This window comes from Streptomyces caeruleatus, from assembly GCF_001514235.1.
GTDB lineage: Bacteria > Actinomycetota > Actinomycetes > Streptomycetales > Streptomycetaceae > Streptomyces > Streptomyces caeruleatus.
In genome coordinates, this window is record NZ_KQ948925.1 from 156,016 (window position 1) to 174,924 (window position 18,909).

General features: G+C 74.1%; 6 protein-coding genes. 3 read left to right on the forward strand and 3 right to left on the reverse strand.

Annotation, left to right across the window (positions count from 1 at the left end):
• Positions 1-3: 3 nt before the first annotated feature.
• From AQJ67_RS05645 to AQJ67_RS05655, 3 genes are all read right to left on the reverse strand, one after another.
• A complete protein-coding gene (locus AQJ67_RS05645; protein WP_062716934.1) occupies positions 4-13,827 on the reverse strand; it encodes a type I polyketide synthase in 13,824 nt (4,607 codons plus the stop codon).
• Positions 13,828-13,962: 135 nt separating this feature from the next.
• Positions 13,963-15,747, reverse strand: a complete 1,785-nt coding sequence (locus tag AQJ67_RS05650) for a fatty acyl-AMP ligase (protein WP_062716935.1) — start codon at positions 15,745-15,747, stop codon at positions 13,963-13,965.
• A 325-nt stretch (positions 15,748-16,072) separates the two neighbouring features.
• Positions 16,073-16,309, reverse strand: a complete 237-nt coding sequence (locus AQJ67_RS05655; RefSeq protein WP_062716936.1) for a hypothetical protein — start codon at positions 16,307-16,309, stop codon at positions 16,073-16,075.
• A gap of 294 nt (positions 16,310-16,603) precedes the next feature.
• Between AQJ67_RS05655 and AQJ67_RS05660 the strand changes: the two genes are divergently transcribed.
• Genes AQJ67_RS05660 through AQJ67_RS05670 form a run of 3 tightly spaced genes read left to right on the forward strand, consistent with a single transcriptional unit; the run spans position 16,604 to position 18,863 of the window.
• Positions 16,604-18,085, forward strand: coding sequence for an ATP-binding protein (locus AQJ67_RS05660; protein ID WP_062716937.1), 1,482 nt, complete (start codon positions 16,604-16,606; stop codon positions 18,083-18,085).
• Entirely contained in the window at positions 18,082-18,504 is a 423-nt protein-coding gene (locus AQJ67_RS05665; RefSeq protein ID WP_062716938.1) for a roadblock/LC7 domain-containing protein, read from the forward strand. The genes AQJ67_RS05660 and AQJ67_RS05665 overlap by 4 nt, the downstream gene beginning before the upstream one ends.
• Complete coding sequence (locus tag AQJ67_RS05670; protein WP_062716939.1) at positions 18,501-18,863, forward strand: DUF742 domain-containing protein; 363 nt, start codon at positions 18,501-18,503, stop codon at positions 18,861-18,863. Before AQJ67_RS05665 ends, AQJ67_RS05670 begins: the two co-directional genes overlap by 4 nt.
• Positions 18,864-18,909 lie beyond the last annotated feature (46 nt).

Genomic DNA, 18,909 nt, shown 5'->3' on the forward strand with positions numbered 1-18,909 from the left:
CCGTCACGGGCGCCGCCAGGAGCGGAACGTCCGAAGGTGCTCCGGCGTGACCACGGTCTCCAGCCGGTCGTCGTCCTGGTCGCCGCCGCCCAGCGCCGACAGCAGGCGTCGGGCCGGGGTGTTGCGCGCGGTGCGTTCCGCTGTGAGGCGGACCTTCGCGCAGTCCAGTTCCTCGGCGCGGTCGGCCAGCCAGCCCAGCAGGCGTTCCTCGACGCCTCGGCCGAGTGCGCGGCAGCTCATCAGCCAGGCCAGGACGTCGAGCCGGTCGCCCTCGCGGCGTACGGCGAGGAGGCCGATCTGGCCGTAGTCGCCGAAGCGGTCCCGGGCCGTCGCGGTCCAGACCTCGCCGTGCTCGCGCCAGCGGGCGACGTCGCCGCCGTCCGCCGAGCGGGCGTGGAGCGTGAACTGGTTGGTGCGGCGCACGAGTTGCTCCGCACGCTGCACGTCAGGCTCGGACAGGGCCCGTACGTCCACCTCCAGCTCCAGCTGTGCCAGGAACGCCTCGAAACCGGCCTCCGCGCGGACGGCGTCCCGTTCGCGTTCCTGCTCGTAGAACCGCGCGCGCAGCGCGTCCTCGGCGGTGGCCGCCGCGGGCACCAACGGCCACAACCGGCCCAGGAACTCCGGCAGTTCGGCCGCCGACGGACAGGTCACCGACAGCACCTGCGGCAGTGCGGCGCGCATCTTGGCGATCTCGGCCGGGTTGTCGTCGAGGAACAGGAAGCTGTCCAGGCCGAGGCCGAGGGTGCCGGCTGCTTCGGCCAGACGGGCCGGTTTCGGGTTCCAGGCCGCGGAGATCACGCTGAAGTGTTCCGCCTTCAACGGGCTGTCCGGACGGTTCAGTACGGCCCGGACGACGTCCTCGTCGTTGTTGCTGACCAGCACCAGCAGCGCACCCGCCGCTCGCCAGCGCAGCAGCCTGCGGGCGAGCAGGGCGCGCGGACCGGTCAGGTCCACGGCCTCGGAGCCGATCTCCCCGGCCACGCCGCCCCACAGGGTCTCGTCACCGTCGACAGCGATCACCTTGGGCGCCGGACGCCGTACCGCGCGGACAGCCTCGGCGAGACGCAGGGCCACGGCCGCCTGGAAGGGCGCGGTGAAGGGGAGGTGGGCCAGGTGTTCGGTGCGTCCGTCGAAGCGTTCCTCGACGGGGTGGTGACGGGTCCAGTCGTCGGGGCCGAGGACGGCGATACCGGGCTCCTCGGCCAGCTCGGCGGCGATCTGCTGTTCCCATCGGCGCAGGCGGTCCTCCGCCTGTGCGGTGGGCGGGAAGCCGACGATCAGCGGCTTGCGGGTGCGCTCGGCGACCGCGCGCAGTGCCGCCGGGTAGGCGGTGCGCAGTTCGGCGAGCAGCGTGTCGTCGACCGGTCCGAAGCGTTGCAGGTCCGTGGCCCGCAGCAGGACGACGCCGGTGGTGGTGGCCGGGTCGGCGAACACCCCGGACGGGTCGCGCAGGCCCGCCAGGACGTGGTGGTACGGGGCTTCGGCGACGGTGGCCGGGCTGTCCGGTGCCGCGGCGGCGAGGGCCGTCTCGCACATCAGGGGCAGGTTGCCCAGCGCGAAGGTGGCGGCGAGGGCGAGCCTGTCGGGCCTGGCCCCGGCCGGAGCAGGGGCCGGTGCGGCCACCGGAGCAGCGGCCTGTTCGGCGACCCGAGCAGCGGCCTGTTCGGCGACCGGTGCCGGGATGCGCGCCGGGCCCCTCGGGTCGTCGGCCGTCTCCGCCAGCAGCCGCAGCAGTTCCTCCCCCAGCTCGGCGACCGCTGCCGCGTCCAGGATGTCGAGGTTGTGGTCCAGGCGAATACGGCCCGCGTCCGGTGTCATGGTGATCATCAGGTCGAGGTCGGAGTAGCCCGTCCCGGCCGGAAGCACCTCAAGTGCGCTCAGTCCGCGCGCGGCGCGTATGTAGTTGAAGTACACCTCCACCAGCGGCGCGTTCGCCCGGTACAGGCCCTGTCGGGCCAGTGCCGGCAGCACGTCGGAGAACATGGCGCCCTTGGTCAGCACCCGCTGCAGCCGCCCGTCGGTGCGGCGCAGCACCTCCTCGATCCGCTCCCCCGCGTTCGCCTCGGCGGGGAAGGGAACCGGCACGCCGAAGAAGCCCACCGCGTCGTAGGCGTCGGCGTGGATGCGGGTGTCCACGGGCACGGCGAGGACGAAGCGTTCGCGCTCGCGCTTCCTGGCCAGGAGGACGGTCAGGGTGCCGAGGCAGAAGGCGGCGGGGGTCACGGCCAGGCGGCTCGCGGCGGTGGAGATCCGGTCCATGAGGCCGTCGGGGATCGGCACGGTGACGCTGCCGGCCCGGTAGGAGCGGGTCTGCGGGCGCGGTCGGCTCAGGGCCAGGTCGAGGCGTGCGCTGCCCTGGAAGGCCTCGCGCCACTCGTCCGCGCGGGCCGACCCGTCGACCTGTCCCTCGACCTGGCCGCCGGTCCGGCCGCCGGTCTGCTGGGCCTCGATCAGCAGACGGACGTCACGGTTGGTGACGGTGTCGTCGAGCGCGTCGCCGGAGAGCTCGGCGTCGATCTCGGCCGCCACCAGCAGCAGCGACTGGAGATCGCTGACCGCGTGGTGGGCGCCGTAGACCAGGATCTGGCCGCGCTCTGCGCCGTCCAGCAGCTCGAAACGCCACAGGGGCGCGACGGTCAGGTCGAACGGCGGCTCCAGAAGCCCGCGCAGCCACTCGGCGGCGTCGAGGGCGGTGTCCTGCGGCACGACCGTCCATCGCAGCAACGTCTCCGGCGGTTCGCGGTCCACCCTCAGCTGCCGTCCGCCCTCGTCGGCGGTGACGACGGCGGTGCGCAGGGCGGCGTGGCGTGCGGTGAGGCGGCCGAGGATGCCGGTGAGGGCCTCGCGGGTGGTCGGGGTGGTGAGGCGTACGGCGAGGCCGACGGCGTGGGCCGCGTCGGGCATGCCGGGCCCGGCGCTGCGCAACAGGCGTACGACGTCGCGCGTGACTGGGTGCAGCTCGGTCGACGGTACCTCGGCGGGGCGGCGCGGCTCGTGCGGTGCCGGGGTGTCCCGTTCGGGCAGCGCGGTGCTCAGGGCCTGGGCGAGGCCGCGGATGTCGGCGGCCGAGAAGACGGTGGCGGCGGGGAGCTCGACGCCGAGTTCGCGGGCGAAGGCGTTGCGCAGCCGCACCAGCATGAGGGAGTCGAGGCCGAGTTCCTTCAGGGCCGTGGTCGCGGACACCTGGACCGCCCCGCCGGACACCTCGCCGACCCGGGCGCGCACGTATGCCTCAAGCCGTACGGCGCGTTCGGTGTCGGTCGTCGCCGCGAACACGTGCTTGACGAGGTCGTCCGCGGCGGGCGTGCCGGTGGGGGCGGTGATCAGGTCGGCCAGGGTCGGGCGGGTGCGGGCGGCGTCGGGGTCGAGGGCCAGCAGGTCCCAGTCCAGGGCCATGGGGGCGAGCTGGCGGCGGGAGGTGGTCAGCACCCGCTCGAACAGTTCGCCGCCGTCCTGCGCGGAGAGGGCGAGCAGTCCGGAGCGGGCCGTCTGCGCTTCCCGTACGCCGGACTCGGAGACCATGCCCACGCCGGCCCAGGCGCCCCAGTCGAGGCTCAGCGCCCGGCGGTCCCGCAGGGAGAGGTGGTGTGCCCAGGCGTCGAGGAAGGCGTTGGCCGCCGAGTACGGGCTCTGTCCGGCCGAGCCGAGCAGGCCGGCCGCCGAGGCGAACAGGACGAAGTCATCGGCGTCCGGGGTCAGTTCGGTGAGCAGGGCGGTGCCCAGGACCTTGGGGCCGAGGACGCGCAGGACACGCTCGTCGGTCTGGTTGGCGATGGTGGCGTCGTCGAGGACACCGGCCGCGTGGACGACCCCGGTGATCGGGCCGAGTTCCTGGCGTACGGTTTCCAGCGCGGCCGCCAGTCCCTCGCGGTCGGCGACGTCGGCGCGGGCCACGTGCACGGTCGCGCCCCGCTCTTCGAGTCCGCGGATCCAGCCCAGGGCGTCCGCGTTCGGCGCGCCGCGGCTCATGAGGGCCAGTCGGCGGGCACCCCGGCGGACCAGCCGCTCGGCGACGACCCGGCCGAGACCGCCCAGACCACCGGTGATCAGATACGCGCCGTCCGGGGAGGTCGCGCCCTGCCCGGAGTCGTCCGGGCGGGTGCGGACCAGCCGGGGTACGAGGCGCGCGTCGTCCCGCAGTGCGACGAGCCGTTCGTCGTCGGCGTGCCACAGCTGGGTCCACAGGGCGTCGGCGCCGTCCGTGGGCGGGAGGTCGACGAGGGTGGTCCTCAGCTCGGGGTGTTCCTGCGCGAGGGCGAGACCGAAGCCCCAGGCGAGTGCCTGCTGAGGGTGCGTCACCTGGGCGCTGTCGCCGGCGGCTTGGCTTCCCCGGGCGACGACGAAGAGGCGGGGCGCCTGCGCCCGGTCGGCGAGTGCGCGCACCAGGTGCAGGGTGCTGAGGCAGCACAGCCGGGCCGCCTCCTCCGCCGTACGTCCGTCCTCGATCGCCGGGGCGTCGAGCGCGGAGAGCTGCACGACCCGCTGGGGAGGTTCGTGGGCGAAGGCCTCGTCGAGCAGGCGCGCCAGCTGGCCCGGGTCGGCCGTGTCGAGGACGTAGCGGCCGGGGCCTTCGGCGGCGAACTCCTCGCCCCTGCGAGCGATCACGCAGGGCACGGAGGTGCCGAGCCGCTCGACCAGGTCGGCGGCCACACCCGACTCGTCGGCCAGGACGAGCCAGCTGCCCGGTGCGGGCGGCTGGTCGGCGGGCGGGCGCGGCTGCCAGCGGGTCTCGAACAGCGCTCCGTCCAGCGGCGAAAGCGCGGCCAGCCGGAACTCCTCGGCCTCCAGCAGCAGTTGGTCCTCGTCGTCGTACAGGCGGAGGTCCAGCGTCGCGGTGTCCCCGGACACGGACCTCAGCTCGCAGGTCACCCAGGCGGGGGTGGTGCGCAGCCCGGTGTGGCGCAGGCGTGCGACGCCGGCGGGCACGAACGCCCGTCCCTGGGGCGCGTCTTCGGGCAGTGCGGCCGTGTGGAAGGCGGCGTCGAGGACGGCCGGGTGGAGCAGATGGCCGGCGGCGGGCCGGTCGGCGAGGCGGGCGACAGCGGCGGCGTGGGAGCGCCGGCCCGACTCCAGGCCCCGGAAGGCGGGGCCGTACTCGATGCCGAGGGCGGCGAGGGTGCCGTAGACGGTCGGGAGGTCGGCGGGCTGCGTGCACTGGGCGCGTAGTACGGCCGGCGGGGCGGTCGGGTCGGCGGTGGGTTCAGTGGGTTCAGTGGGTTCGGTCGGGGTGACGGCGATACGGCCGTCGACGTGCCGTTCCCAGCGGGCGCGCGGTCCGTCGGTGGCCGGGGCCGAGGAGATCGTGAAGTCCCGGAAGCCGTCGACGGCCGGCTTCAGGACGAGTTGCAGCCGGGTCGGCCCGGACTCGTCCAGGCGCAGTGGCTGGAGGAAGCCGACGTCGTGGAGCCGTACGTCGTCGCCGTCCCGGACGGTGGCGGCGGCCTCCAGCGCCATGCCCAGGAAGGCAGCGCCGGGCAGCCAGACCTCGCCGGTGACCCGGTGGTCGGTCAGGTAGGCGAAGCGGTTGTCGCGCAGGTCCACCTCGGTCTGGAAGAGGTGCCGGTCGGCGTCGTCGCTGGCCTCGACGTGCGTGCCCAGCAGCGGTGAGGCGCCGGTCGCGGTGGCCGGAGCGGGGGCGGGTGCGAGCCAGTGGCGTTCGCGGGCGAAGGCGTAGGTCGGCAGGTCGACGCGGTGGCCGGCCGGGAACAGGGCGGACCAGTCGGGCGTGTGCCCGGCCGTGTACAACTCGCCCAGCCTGCACAGCAGTACGTCCCGCCCGCCCCGCTGACGGCGCAGCGAGCCCACGCTCACCGCGTCGATTCCGGCCTCCGCCGCCACGGCCTCGATGGTGGACCCGAGCGAGGGGTGCGGGCTGAGCTCGACGAAGTAGCGGTAGCCGTCGTCCAGCATGCGGCGGATCGTGTCGGCGAAGCGGACGGGTTCGCTGAGGTTGGCGTACCAGTACGCGGGGTCCAGACGGTCTCCGGGCACGGGCTCCGCCAGCACCGTCGAGTACAGCGGCACTGCGGTGCGCGCCCCTCGGATGCCGCGGAGGCGGTCGAGGAGATCCTGTCGCAGCGGGGCCATGAGCGGGGTGTGGGAGGCGAACGGGGTCGACAGGGACCGGGCCTCGATCCCCTGCTCGTCGGGGCTGCGGCGCAGTTCGGCCAGCGCGTCGCCCGTACCGGAGACGGCCGTGGAGTGGGGGCTGTTGACGGCGGCGACGAAGAGCCGGCCGGCGTAGGGCGCGAGGAGTTCCTCGACCCGCGGGCGCGGCAGGTCCAGGGAGAGCATGCCGCCCTTGCCCGCGACCGGTACGACCGCCCGGGCGCGCCCGGTCACCACCGTCACGGCGTCGTCCAGGGTGAGCGCGCCCGCGCTGTACGCGGCGGCGATCTCACCCAGGCTGTGCCCGGTCACGGCGTCCGGGGTGACGCCGAGCGAGCGCCAGGCGGCCGCCAGCGCCGCGTTCACCGCGAACAGCGTCGGCTGGAGATACTCGGTGCGCTCCAGCGGGGAGAACTCCTCCGGCGCCCGCAGCGCGTTGAGCACGGACCAGCCGGCCTGCCGCTCGACCGCCTCGTCGATCCGGGTCAGCTCCTCGCGGAACGCATCCGACTCGGCCATCAACTCCAGGCCCATTCCGGGCCATTGGCCGCCGTGCCCGGCGTGGACGAAGGCGACCTTGCCCGTGTGCTCCTCCCGAGGCGAAGGCAGCGGGATCCGGCCGGACGCCAGCTCACCGAGCACGGACCGCAGTTCGTCGCGGCCGTCGGCCAGGATCGCCGTGCGTCGCTCGAAGTGGCTGCGGTGGTGGGCCAGGGTGTGGGCCGTGTCCGACAGCGCGGTGTCGGCGTCGGCGGCGGAGTCGACGGCTGCCAGGTGGTGGGCCAGTGCCGCGGCCTGGCCGCGCAGGCCCGTCTCGCTGCGGCCGGACAGGACGAACAGCCGCTTGCCCGGGAGGACTTCGGCCGGCGGCTCGGCGGTCGCCGGCCCCGCCTCCTCGACGATCACATGTGCGTTGGTGCCGCTGATCCCGAAGGCGCTCACGCCCGCACGCCGGATCCGCTGTTCCGAGGCGGGCCAGGCGGTCTCCTCCCGCAGCAGGTGCAGTCCGCTGTCCGACCAGTCGACGTGCCGGCTCGGGGTGTCGGCGTGCAGGGTGCGCGGGAGGGTCTCGTGGGTGAGCGACTGCACGACCTTGATCAGGCCGAGCACGCCCGAAGCCGCCTGCGCGTGCCCGATGTTGGACTTCAGCGAGCCCAGGTGGAGCGGGCGGCCCTCGGGGCGTGTGGCGCCGAAGACCTCCGCGAGGGCGTTCGCCTCGATCGGGTCGCCGAGGGTCGTGCCGGTGCCGTGCGCCTCGACGTGGTCGATGTCTGCGGGCGTGAGCCCGGACCGCTCCAGTGCCTGTCGGATCACCTGCTCCTGCGCGGGGCCGTTCGGCGCGGACAGGCCCTGGCTGCGGCCGTCCTGGTTGACGGCGGTGCCGCGCAGTACGGCCAGCACCCGGTCGCCGTCGCGCCGGGCGTCGGTCAGTCGTTTCAGTACGACCATGCCGGCGCCCTCGGCCCAGATCGCCCCGTCGGCGCTGTCGGAGAAGGAGCGGCAGCGGCCCGTCGGCGACAGGCCACGCAGCCGGCTGAACTCGACGAAGGTCTGCGGGGTGACCATCAGGGTGACACCGCCGGCGAGCGCCAGATCGCACTCCCCCGCGCGCAGCGCCTGGGCCGCCAGATGCACGGCCACCAGCGACGACGAGCACGCGGTGTCCACGGTGAGCGCGGGCCCGTTCAGCCCGAGGGTGTACGCGAGCCGGCCCGAGGCGACGCTCAGGGCGGAGCCGGTGCCGACATAGCCGTCCAGCTGGTCGAGGCGGGTGCCGGAGAGGTAGTCGCTGCCGAACATGCCGACGTAGACGCCGGTGGTGCTGCCCGCCAGGTCGGCGGGCACGATCCCGGCGCGCTCCAGCGACTCCCAGGCCGTCTCCAGCAGCAGTCGCTGCTGGGGGTCCATGGCCGCCGCTTCCTTGGGGGTGATGCCGAAGAAGCCGGCGTCGAAGGACTCGATGTCGTCGAGGAAGCCTCCCTCGCGGGCGTACGACTTGCCGAGCGCGTCCGGGTCGGGGTCGTACAGCGACTCGACGTCCCACCGCCCCGCCGGGAACGGCCCGACCGCGTCCCGGCCCTCCGCGACCAGCCGCCACAGCCCCTCCGGGTCGCTCACGCCACCGGGCAGCCGGCAGGCCATGGCGACGAGGGCCACGGGCTCGTCCGACGCCAGCGCGGGCGTGGACGGGGACGCGGACGTGGACGTGGACGTGAGTTCACGGCCCGCGCTGCCGGTGGTCGCCAGGACGCCGGTGAGGAGGTACTCGGCGAGGCGCGTGGGTGTGGGGTGGTCGAAGAGGAGGGTGGCGGGGAGTCTGGTGCCGAGGCGGGTGCTGATGCGGTTGCGCAGGTCGACCGCTGTCACCGAGTCCATGCCGAGGTCACGCAGCGGCTGGTCGGGGCGGACGGATTCCGCCGAGCGCAGGCCGAGCGCGTGGGCGGCCTCCTCGCGGACCAGGGCGAGGACACGCGCGGGGCGTTCGGGCTCCGGCAGCCGGGCCAGCCGGTCGGCCAGGGTGCGGCCGCCGGCCCGGTCGGGGCGGCGGGCGGGAAGCAGCGAGCGCCACAAGGCCCCTTCGGGTGCGGCGGCCCGCAGCCGGGGCAGGTCCAGGGCCCAGGCGACCAGGTGGGCGGTGTCGCGGCGCAGGGCGAGCTCGGTCAGTTCGCGGCCCTGGTCGGGGGTGAGGGCGCGGTGGCCCAGCCGGGCCATCCGCTCCAGGTCGGCGTGCTGTGCCGCGAGCCCTTCGCCCGCCCAGGCGCCGAAGGCCACCGAGACCCCGGGCAGGCCCAGGGCGCGCCGGTGGTGGGCGAGTTGGTCGAGGAAGGCGTTGGCGGCGGCGTAGTTGGCCTGGCCCGCGTTGCCGACGACCCCTGCGGCCGAGGACACCAGGAGGAAGAGGTCGAGCGGCCGGCCGGCGGTGAGCCGGTGCAGGTGGGCGGCGCCGTCGACTTTGGGGCGCAGCACCTGTGCGAGGCGCTCGGCGGTCAGCTCGGCCACCACACCGTCGGCGAGGACCCCGGCGCAGTGGACGATGCCCCGCAGCGGCGCCTCGTCCCCGATGCCGGCCAGCAGCCCGGCCACGGCGGAGCCGTCCGCGACGTCGCACGCGGCGATCTCCACCTCGGCGCCGAGCCCGGCCAGTTCGGCGACCACGTCCGCCGCACGAGGGTCGCCAGCTCCCTGACGGGACGTCAGCAGCAGGCGCGGGACGCCGTTCTCGGCGAGCCAACGGGCGATGCTGCGGCCCACCGCGCCGAGGCCCCCGGTGATCAGGACCGTGCCGTCGACGGGGATCGGTGCCGATCTGCCGGACGGCGCGGGGCGGGCCCGTACGAGGCGCGGGACGAGCAAGTCACCGTCGCGCAGGGCGATTTCCGGCTCATCGGCGTGTGCCGCCGCGGTGAGCAGCGGCGTTTCGTCACCGTCGAGGTCGAGGTCGAGCAGGGTCAGCCCGAGGCCGGGGTGTTCAGCGCGGGCACTGCGGGCGAGGCCCCACAGCACCGACTGGGCCAGCCCGGCAACCGTGTCCCCGTCGGCCGCCGCGACCGCGCCCCGCGTCACCCAGATGGTGCGCGCGGGCGCCCTGTCCGGCGGGAGCGCGATCAGGGTCTGGAGTTCGGTCAACGCGGTGGCCGCCAACTCCTGTGCGGCTACGGCCGGTTCGGCATCGGGGGCGGTGCGCGGCCAGACGCGTAGGACGGTGTCGGCGCCCTCGTCGGTGATCCGGATGCCCGCCGCCCGCAGGTCGCGCAGGGCCGTCGCGACGGCCGGGTCCGACCCGTCGCCGTGGACGGCCCATGCGGTGCCGGGTGCGCCGGTCGGCGTCTTCGGTACGGCGGTCCAGGCCACCTCGTACAGGTGGCGGCCGTTCTCCGAGGCACTGTGGAGGTCGGCCGGGTTCGCGCCCCGCAGGCGTACGCCCTCCAGCCTGCCTGCCGGGAAGCCGTCGGTGTCCCACAGGGTGACGTCCAGCGTGGCGTCCGTCCCGGAGCCGTCGGCCCGGCGCACGGACGCGATCAGGTCCGTCGCGGTGCCGGGCGGCAGGACACAGCGTGCCATCGCGACGGGCAGCAGGACCCGTTCCTCGGAGCTGTCCAGGGCGGCGGCCACGTGGAGGGCGGCGTCGAGGAGTGCGGGGTGCACCGGGTAGGGGTCGGTCGTGTCGCGGGCCACGGCCGGGAGCGTGAGGCGGGCCAGCACGGTCCCGTCGCCGGTGACGGCGGCCTGTCGTACGCCTTGGAAGGCCGGGCCGTAACGGAGGCCGAGGCCGGTCAGGCGCTCGTAGGTGTCCTCGTGCCAGGCCGGTTCGGCCGTCTCCGGCCACGCCGGTGGTTCGCCGGCCGGGAGGGAAGCGGGCTCGGCCGCGGACGCCGTGGCGTGCAGGGTCCAGTCCGTGGCCTCCTGGCCTCGGGGACGGCTGTGGATCGTGATCTCCGGGGCGGCCCCTGCGGTGACCACCTCGACGGACACCTCGACCGTGCCGGTGGCGGGCAGGGTGAGGGGTGCGAGGAGGAGCAGGTCGCCGATGTCGGCGGGGGTGTCCGGGCGGGCCGTGGCGAGGGCGGCGCGGCAGAGTTCGAGCAGGGTGGTGCCCGAGACCACGGTGTGGCCGAAGACGGTGTGGTCGGGCAGCCAGCCGGCGGTGGCCGGGGACCACTCGTCGCGGAACGTCCAGCGGGTCCGGTCCGCCGACTGGAGCTGGATGCCGAGCAACGGGTGCGCGGCGCGGTCGAAGAGGCCGGGCGCGGTGGCGGAGGCGGCGGGTTCGGTCCAGTGCCGCCGCGCGTCCCAGGCGTAGGTCGGCAGGTCGGCCGGGGTGGTGTGCGGGACCGGGCGGCGCCAGTCGATGTGCCGTCCGTGGACGTGGAGTTCGGCGGTGGCGCGGTCCACACAGGCGGGGCCGTCCTCGTCGCGGCGGAGGGAGCCGACCGCTATCAGGTCCTCGTCGACGGTGCGCAGGGCGGTGAGGAGCGCGGGGTGCGGGCTGAGCTCGACGAAGTAGCGGTAGCCGTCGGCGGCCATGCGCTCGACGGTCGGCGCGAAGCGGACCGGTTCGCGCAGGTTGGTGTACCAGTAGTCGGCTTCGAGTTCCTCGGTGACCGGCTCGCCCGTGACCGTGGAGTACCAGGTCACGGGGGTGGGGCAGGTGGTGACTCCGTCGAGTTCGTCGAGGATCGTGGTGCGCAGCGGCTCGACCTGGGCGCTGTGGGAGGCGTAGTCGACATCGAGGCGGCGGACGAAGACCTGCTGCCGGTCGAGGTCGGCGAGGAAGGCTTCCACGGCGTCCACGGCACCGGCGACCACGGTCGAGCGGCCGCTGTTGACGGCGGCGACGCCGATCTGGCCGCCGTGGTCGGCGAGTTTGGCCTCGACGTCGGTGTGCGGCAGGGCGACGACGGCCATGGTGCCGGTGCCGGACAGCCCGGTCAGCGCCTGGCTGCGCAGGGCGACCACGGCCGCGGCGTCGTTGAGGCTCAGCGCTCCGGCGACGCAGGCGGCGGCGACCTCGCCCTGGCTGTTTCCGACGACCGCGTCCGGCCGAATGCCGCGAGCCCGCCAGACGGCGGCCAGCGACACCATCACGGCGAACAGGACCGGCTGGACGACGTCGACACGCTCCAGGTTCGGGGCGCCTGTGTCGCCGCGCACGACGGAGGTCACCGACCAGCCCGTGAACGGACGCAGGGCGGCGTCGCAGCGGTCGAGTTCGTCGGCGAACACCGGGTCGCGGTCGAGCAGATCGCGGGCCATGCCGGACCACTGGGAGCCCTGGCCGGGGCAGACGAACGCCAACTTGCCGGTGGTGAGGGCGAGTTCGGGTCCGGTGATCAGCTCGGTGTCGGGGCGGTCCTCGGCGAGTTCCCGCAGGGCGGTGAGCAGTTCGGCGCGGTCGCTCGCGCGGACGACGGCCCGGTGCTCGAAGTGGGTGCGGTGGTGGGCGAGGGTGGCAGCGACGGCGGGGAGGGGCGGAGCCGGCTGCCGTTCGAGGCTCTCCCGGAGTCGGGCGGCCTGTGCGCGCAGGGCGGACAGGGTGCGGGCGGAGAGCGGGAAGAGGGCTGGCCCGGGGAGGTCGGCGGCCGGTTCGACCGGCTGTTCCTCGGGCGCTTCCTCCAGCACCACATGGGCGTTGGTGCCGCTGATCCCGAACGCGCTCACCCCGGCGCGCCGCACCCGCTCGGGGTGGCGTGGCCAGGACTGCGGCTCGTCGATCAGGCGCAGTCCGCTGTGCGCCCAGTCGATGTGCCCGGTCGGGGCTCCGGCGTGCAGGGACGCCGGTATGCGTGCGTGGTCGAGGGCGAGGACGGTCTTGATGACGCTGGCGATGCCCGCGGCGGCCTGGGTGTGGCCGATGTTGGACTTCAGTGAGCCGACACCAAGGGGGCGCTCGGCGGGGCGGTCGGGTCCGAAGACGGCGGCCAGGGCGCCGCCCTCGATCGGGTCGCCCAGCGGGGTGCCCGTGCCGTGTGCCTCGATGTGGTCCAGGTCGTGCGGCTGGAGGCCGGCCTCGTCGAGGGCGGCCCGCAACACCCGTTCCTGGGCAGGGCCGTTGGGGGCGCTGAGGCCCTGGCTGCGGCCGTCCTGGTTGATCGCCGAGCCCTTGACGACGGCGAGGATCCGGTCGCCGTCGCGCCGCGCGTCCGCGAGCCGCTTGAGCAGGACCACGCCGCAGCCCTCGGCCCACACCACGCCGTCCGCGTCGGCCGAGAACGGACTGCACCGCCCGGACGGCGACAGTCCGCGCAGCCTGCTGAACTCGACGTGTCCGCGCGGGGTCACCAGCAGTGTCGCGCCGCCCGCCAGCGCGAGATCGCACTCGCCGCCGGCCAGAGCCCGCGCCGCCAGATGCAGGGCGACCAGGGAGGACGAGCAGGCGGTGTCGACGGTGACGGCGGGGCCCTGGAGGCCGAGGGTGTAGGCGATACGGCCGGACGCCACGCTGGAGGCCGAGCCGGTCCCGACGTGCCCGTCGAGCTGGTCCAGGGCGGCCGAGGCCAGATAGCCGCTGTCGTAGAGGCCGACGTAGACGCCCGTGGAGCTGCCGTTGAGCGTGTCCGGGACGATTCCGGCGCGTTCGATCGCCTCCCAGGCGGTCTCCAGGAGCAGGCGCTGCTGGGGGTCCATGGCGGCGGCCTCGCGGGGCGAGATCCCGAAGAAGGCCGCGTCGAAGCGGTCGATGCCGGAGAGGTAGCCGCCGCGCAGGGAGTACGCCTTGCCGGTGGCGTCCGGGTCGGGGTCGTGCAGCCCTCGGGTGTCCCACCGGCCGGACGGCACCTCGGTGATGGCGTCCTCGCCCGCGGCGAGCAGCCGCCAGAGCGCCTCGGGGTTGTCGGCGCCCCCGGGGAAGCGACAGGCCATGGAGATGATCGCGATGTCGTCGTCGGCTCGCGCGGGCGCGCGGTCCGTGGGTGCGGCCGCTGCCCGGGTGCGCGTGGGTGTCTCGTCGAAAACCGCCTGGGCGAGGGCGGCGACGGTGGGGTGGTTGAAGATCAGGGAGGGGTCCAGGGTGCGGCCGGTGGCCGCGGACAGGTCGGCGGCCAGCGTCACCAACTGCCGTGACCCCAGGCCGAGTTCGGCGATCGGCCGCTCCGGGTCGACGGCCAGCGGGTCGAGCCCGGCCGCCTCGGCGACGGCCGACTCCAGCCAGGCCCGCACACCGTCCGGCGTGGTGAGCGACGGCTCGGAGAACTGCTTCGGGGAGTCGGGCGCAGGCATCTGGAGAGGTGTCCTCGTGGATTCGGGCAGGGGTGGTGGCCGTACGGCCCGGAGGGCGCGCGTGGGGCGGTACGGCTGCTGGGGCCTGCGGTCGGTAGGCGGACGCGCAGGCGTCCGCCGCTCGACGGGGCGGGGTCAGCTCGGGTCGGGCGCGGCGACGGCGGCGAGGGTACCGGTCAGGTAGGCCGCCCGGGTGGCGTGGCGCTGGATCTTGCCGCTGGACGTCTTGGGGATGGTGCCCGGCTCGACCAGGACGACGTCACGCAGCGCCAGGCCGTGGGCCTCGCCGATCTCGCCGCGGATGACGTCGATGATCTTCTCGGCCTCGGACGCCGCGTCCGGGGCGGTCTCGGCGACGACGACGGCCTGCTCACCGCCGGCTCCGCTCCCCGCTGCGCCCGTGTCCCGCGTGCGCTCCATGCTCCCGGCGTCCCCCTCGTCCAGCGCGTCGACGGAGAACGCGGCGGTGCAGCCGGGGCGCAGGGCCGGGTGGGCCATCTCGGCGGTCAGTTCCAGGTCCTGCGGGTAGTGGTTGCGGCCGTCGATGACGATGAGGTCCTTGAGGCGGCCGGTGACGAAGAGTTCGCCGTCGTGGAGGAATCCGAGGTCGCCGGTGCGCAGGAAGCGTCCCTCGTGGCCGGCGAGGGTGGCGCGGAAGGTCGCGCGGGTGGCGAGGGCGTTGCGCCAGTAGCCCTTGGCGACGCTCGCGCCGCGCACCCAGATCTCGCCGACCTCGCCGTCGGTCAGCTCCTCGTGCCGCTGGGGGTCGGCGATGACGACGGTCACGTGCCGGCCGGGGCGGCCGCAGCTGACGGTGGCGGCGTCGGTCTGGCCTGCGTGCGGGCCGGATTCGGCGGGCTGGAGGAGGGTGGGCGCGGTGTGGGCGGTGCTGCCGGTGACCATGAGGGTGGACTCGGCGAGGCCGTAGCAGGGGTGGAGGGCTTCGCGGCGGAAGCCGGCCGGGGCGAAGGTCTCGGTGAAGCGGCGGAGGGTGGCGGCCCGGACCGGTTCCGCACCGTTGACGGCGACCTTCCAGCTGCTGAGGTCGAGGCCGTCCAGGAGTCCGGGACCGGCGTGCTTCAGACAGAGTTCGTACGCGAAGTTGGGGCCGCCGCTGGTGTGCGGGCGGTAGCGGCTGATCGCGGTCAGCCAGCGCCGGGGATCCTGGAGGAAGTGCAGCGGCGAGAAGAGGGTGGCGGTCACGCCGAGGTAGACCGTGTTGAGGACGGGGCCTATGAGGCCCATGTCGTGGTACACGGGCAGCCAGCTGACGAACATCTCGTGGCCGTACTCCTCGATGGCGTCCGGCGTGTGGCCCATGGACTCGGTGAGGATCCGCTCGTTGTCCAGCAGGTTTCCGTGGGTGACCATCACGCCGCGCGGGGCGGAGGTGGAGCCCGAGGTGTACTGGAGGAAGGCGACCGAGTCGGCGGTGAGGTCGGGCTCGCGCCAGCCGGCGGACATCTCGTCGGGGATGTCCTCGGTGGCGACGCAGGTGAGGTCGGCTAGCTCGGGCAGCTGCTCCGCCATGCCGGACAGGGCCGCGATCACCTCGCGGTCGCCCAGGATCACCCTGGCGTCGGCGTCGGCGATGAGCCGCTTCATCCGGGTCACGGCCCGGTGGTTGTGCACGCGGCCCTGCGGCGGGACGCCCGGTACGGCGACGACGCCCGCGGCGAGGCAGCCCAGGTAGCCGCTGATGAACTCCAGGCCGGGCGGGTAGAGCAGCATGGCGCGGGTCCCGGCCAGGCCGCGGTCCTGGAGCCAGGCGGCGACGGCACGGGAACGGGCGGCGAGACGGCCGTAGGAGATCTCCTGGATCTCGCCGTCGCAGTCGCCGGTGACGAGGTGGCGGTAGGCGGTTCGGTCGGGGTGGTGCGCGGCGTGCTGGGTCAGCAGATCGACCAGGGATCGAACCATGTGGCGAGTCTCACCTGTCTGGATCGGTGGGCGAGGAACTGGAGTTCGAGAGCCAGGCACTGGATGGGCGCGGAAGCCTCGGTCGACCCGGCCCCCACCCGTCCCCGTTCGGCTTGCTACCGGCGAGTAGCACCATAGCAACTCCGTTCGGTCGACGGGTCGAACGGAGGTAAACCCTACGTGTCCACGCCGAGTTCGCGAAGTGACGCCCGCCGCACACGATCTTCACGGCTTCCGGCCAGGCGAAAGCCGGACGGACGGACGAAGGCCCGGACACCGGCCTCGCGGTGTCCGGGCCTCGAACGGACGCTGGGCCAGCTGCCGTTCAGCCGCCGTTCAGTCGCCTGCGCAGGAGCGCCTTACCCAGTTCGGCGCCCTTGCGGCTGTCCGCCTGCGCCTTGCGGAACAGGTCGGCCACCTCGGTGTCCTTGCCGCGTTCCGCGTCCTCGATGTAGCTCTCCAGCCGCAGCGCGTTGCTCAGGCACGCCTCCACGTACCAGATCAGGTTGTAGTCCTTGTCCTGTGTACCGGTCACGCCACCGGTCTCGGTGCCACTGGCCATTCCGGGCCTCCTCCGGCGTGGGTCGTTCCTGGCCTCGCCGAGTACCCGTCGTCCGAGCGCGCACACACCGTGCCGGCCAGGACAGACATCCGCGTCAACTCCCGCATGTTGTACGTAAATTCAGACAGTCCGCGCAGAAGTGAGCAGAGTCCCGGCAGTTTCGGAATGAAGTAGCGATCGACCGTGCGAGACCGGTCGATGACGGTGTGTACTGTGCTCCGAGCGCCTCGCCCCACGGCCGTGGAACCAGCCCTGCCCGACTGTCCCCGAACCGACTCCTGGGAATCCGACTCGATGATCGAACTACCGGACCTGGCGACCGGCGGTCTCGCCGTCGGCATGCTGTCCGCGCTCACCCTGGGCGGCGGCCTGCTGCGCGCACAGCGGCAACAGGCGAAGCAGCGTGCCGAGATAGACGCGTTGCGCCGCCAACTCAAGGGCGTACTCCAGGCGTTCACAGCGGAGGTGGAGCACCTGGCCGAGCAGCGCGTTCCCGCCGCCGCACGCCGGCTGGCGCACCCCCATGTCACCGTGCCGGGGCCGCTGCATCCGCAGACCGCGGGCACCGCCCTGGACCTCGCCCTGGAGCAGGTGCTGACCGGACTGCGCACCGAGCTGGCCGCCCAGCGCACGCGGATCGACGCCGCCGCGCAGGCGGGCATGCGGGGCGCGACCCGCGAGATCCAGGCGGCGCTGTACCGGCTTCAGGACGCCCTGCGGCAGCTGCAACAGAAGTACGACGATCCCGAGTTGGCGCAGACGCTGTTCCAACTGGACCACGAGAACGAGCAGTCGCTGCGGCGGGCGCAGGTCGCCGCCGTGGTGTGCGGGGCCTGGGTCGGGCTCGCCCGCGAGGAGTCGCACCTGGTGGAGGCGGTGACCGGTGGTCAGGCCCGGCTCGCGGGCTACCACCGGGTCCGGGTGCACAACCACCTCGCCGCGGGCACCGGGCTGGTGTCCCACGCCGTGGAGCCGGTCGCGATCATCGTCGCCGAACTCCTGGACAACGCGCTGCGGCACTCCGCGCCGGACACGGATGTCGTGGTCAACCTGGAGCACGTCCACCACGGCGTCTGCGTCACCGTCGACGACTCCGGCCTCGGCATGACCCAGGACGAACGCGCCCGCGCGCAGCGGCTGGTGGCCGGGTCCGAGCCGATCCTGCTCACCGACCTCGGCGATCCGCCCCGTATGGGGCTCGCCGCGATCGGGCAGCTGACCCGGCAGTTCGACCTGAGCGTGGATCTGTCCTCGCCGTCCCCGTACGGCGGGGTGCGGGCCGTGCTGCTGGTCGACAGCCACCTGCTCAGCGCCATCGACCCGACCGAGCGACCACCCGCCGCGAGCGCGCCGCGCTCCACCCGCAAGGCCTCCCGCGACGAGGCACCCGCCGAGCCGCGGACCGAGGCGTCCGCCACCTCGCACGGGTACGGCTCGCACGGGTACGGCGCCGAGCACGACGCCGAAACCGCCGACGCCGTACCCGGGCATCACGCTCCACGCGACGCCGATGGTCTGCCCCGGCGCCGACGCCGTACGCGGGTGGCCGCCGCGGCCCGGGACGTGCCCGAGGCCCGGCCCGCGGTACGCCGGCCGGAGCAGGCCGCCGCGGCGCTCGGCGCGCTCCAGGCGGGTACCGCCGCGGCCCGGTCCGAGGACGGCGAGCGCACCGACGACGCCTCCACCGCCGTACCGGAATCCGAGGGGGCGGCCGAGGACAACCATCAGACCGACGCGACCGACCAGAACGTCCACGAAGGGGGAACGGCTCGATGACCAGCCGCGAAACGGGAGACACGGCGTGGGTGCTCGAACCGATCCTGGAGGTGCCGCATGTGGTGGCCGCCGTACTGCTGACGCGGGACGGGCTGGTCACCGGGTACACGGACGCCCTCAGCCAGGCCTCGGCCGAGCGGGTGGCGGCGATCACCAGTACCGTGCAGGGGGCGTGCCGTACGGCGGCTGCCGCGTTCGCCGACCGGGACGGGGCCGAGGTACGGCAGGTCGTCATCGAGTCGGACCACGGGTATGTGCTGATCGTGCCGACGGACCACGGCACCTGTGTGGCCGCCTACGGGGACGCGGAGGTACGCCTGGACCTGCTGGCGCACCGGGTGCACTCCCAGGTGGCGAGACTGGGCGAGAAGGCGATGGCCGCGGCGGCCCGTCATGCCAAGGGCGGCGCACCGGCATGACGGGCCGCCCTGGCGGCCGTCCCCTGGTTCCCGCGTATCTGTCGACCGGCGGCGTGGCCCGGCCCAGTCGGCCCCAGCTGGAGCGGCTGTCGGTGCTCGTCGGCACCGGCACGTCGCCGCCCGCCGGTCTGCCCGCCGCCCAACTCGCGCTGCTGGACGCCCTGGTCGACGGTTCGCTGACGGTCGTGGAGGCCGCGGCGCTGCTGCGGCTGCCGGTGTCGGCGGTGCGGGTGCTGGCCGGCGAACTCGTCGACCGGGAGCTGGTGCGAGCCCGCGCGCCGATCCCGCCCGCCCGACGCTTCGACCCCGACCTGCTGGAGAGAGTGGCCGATGGCCTTCGCGCCCTCAAGCACAACTAGGGCCTGTCGTTTGGATCAGGCCGGCTGTGAGGTGCGGTGCATCTCA

What these genes read in the sequence shown, in the direction of transcription:
- AQJ67_RS05645 (WP_062716934.1), bottom strand. Translation starts at nt 13,827, where the DNA reads ATGCCTGCGCCCGACTCCCCGAAGCAGTTCTCCGAGCCGTCGCTCACC.
- AQJ67_RS05650 (WP_062716935.1), bottom strand. Translation starts at nt 15,747, where the DNA reads ATGGTTCGATCCCTGGTCGATCTGCTGACCCAGCACGCCGCGCACCAC.
- AQJ67_RS05655 (WP_062716936.1), bottom strand. Translation starts at nt 16,309, where the DNA reads ATGGCCAGTGGCACCGAGACCGGTGGCGTGACCGGTACACAGGACAAG.
- AQJ67_RS05660 (WP_062716937.1), top strand. Translation starts at nt 16,604, where the DNA reads ATGATCGAACTACCGGACCTGGCGACCGGCGGTCTCGCCGTCGGCATG.
- AQJ67_RS05665 (WP_062716938.1), top strand. Translation starts at nt 18,082, where the DNA reads ATGACCAGCCGCGAAACGGGAGACACGGCGTGGGTGCTCGAACCGATC.
- AQJ67_RS05670 (WP_062716939.1), top strand. Translation starts at nt 18,501, where the DNA reads ATGACGGGCCGCCCTGGCGGCCGTCCCCTGGTTCCCGCGTATCTGTCG.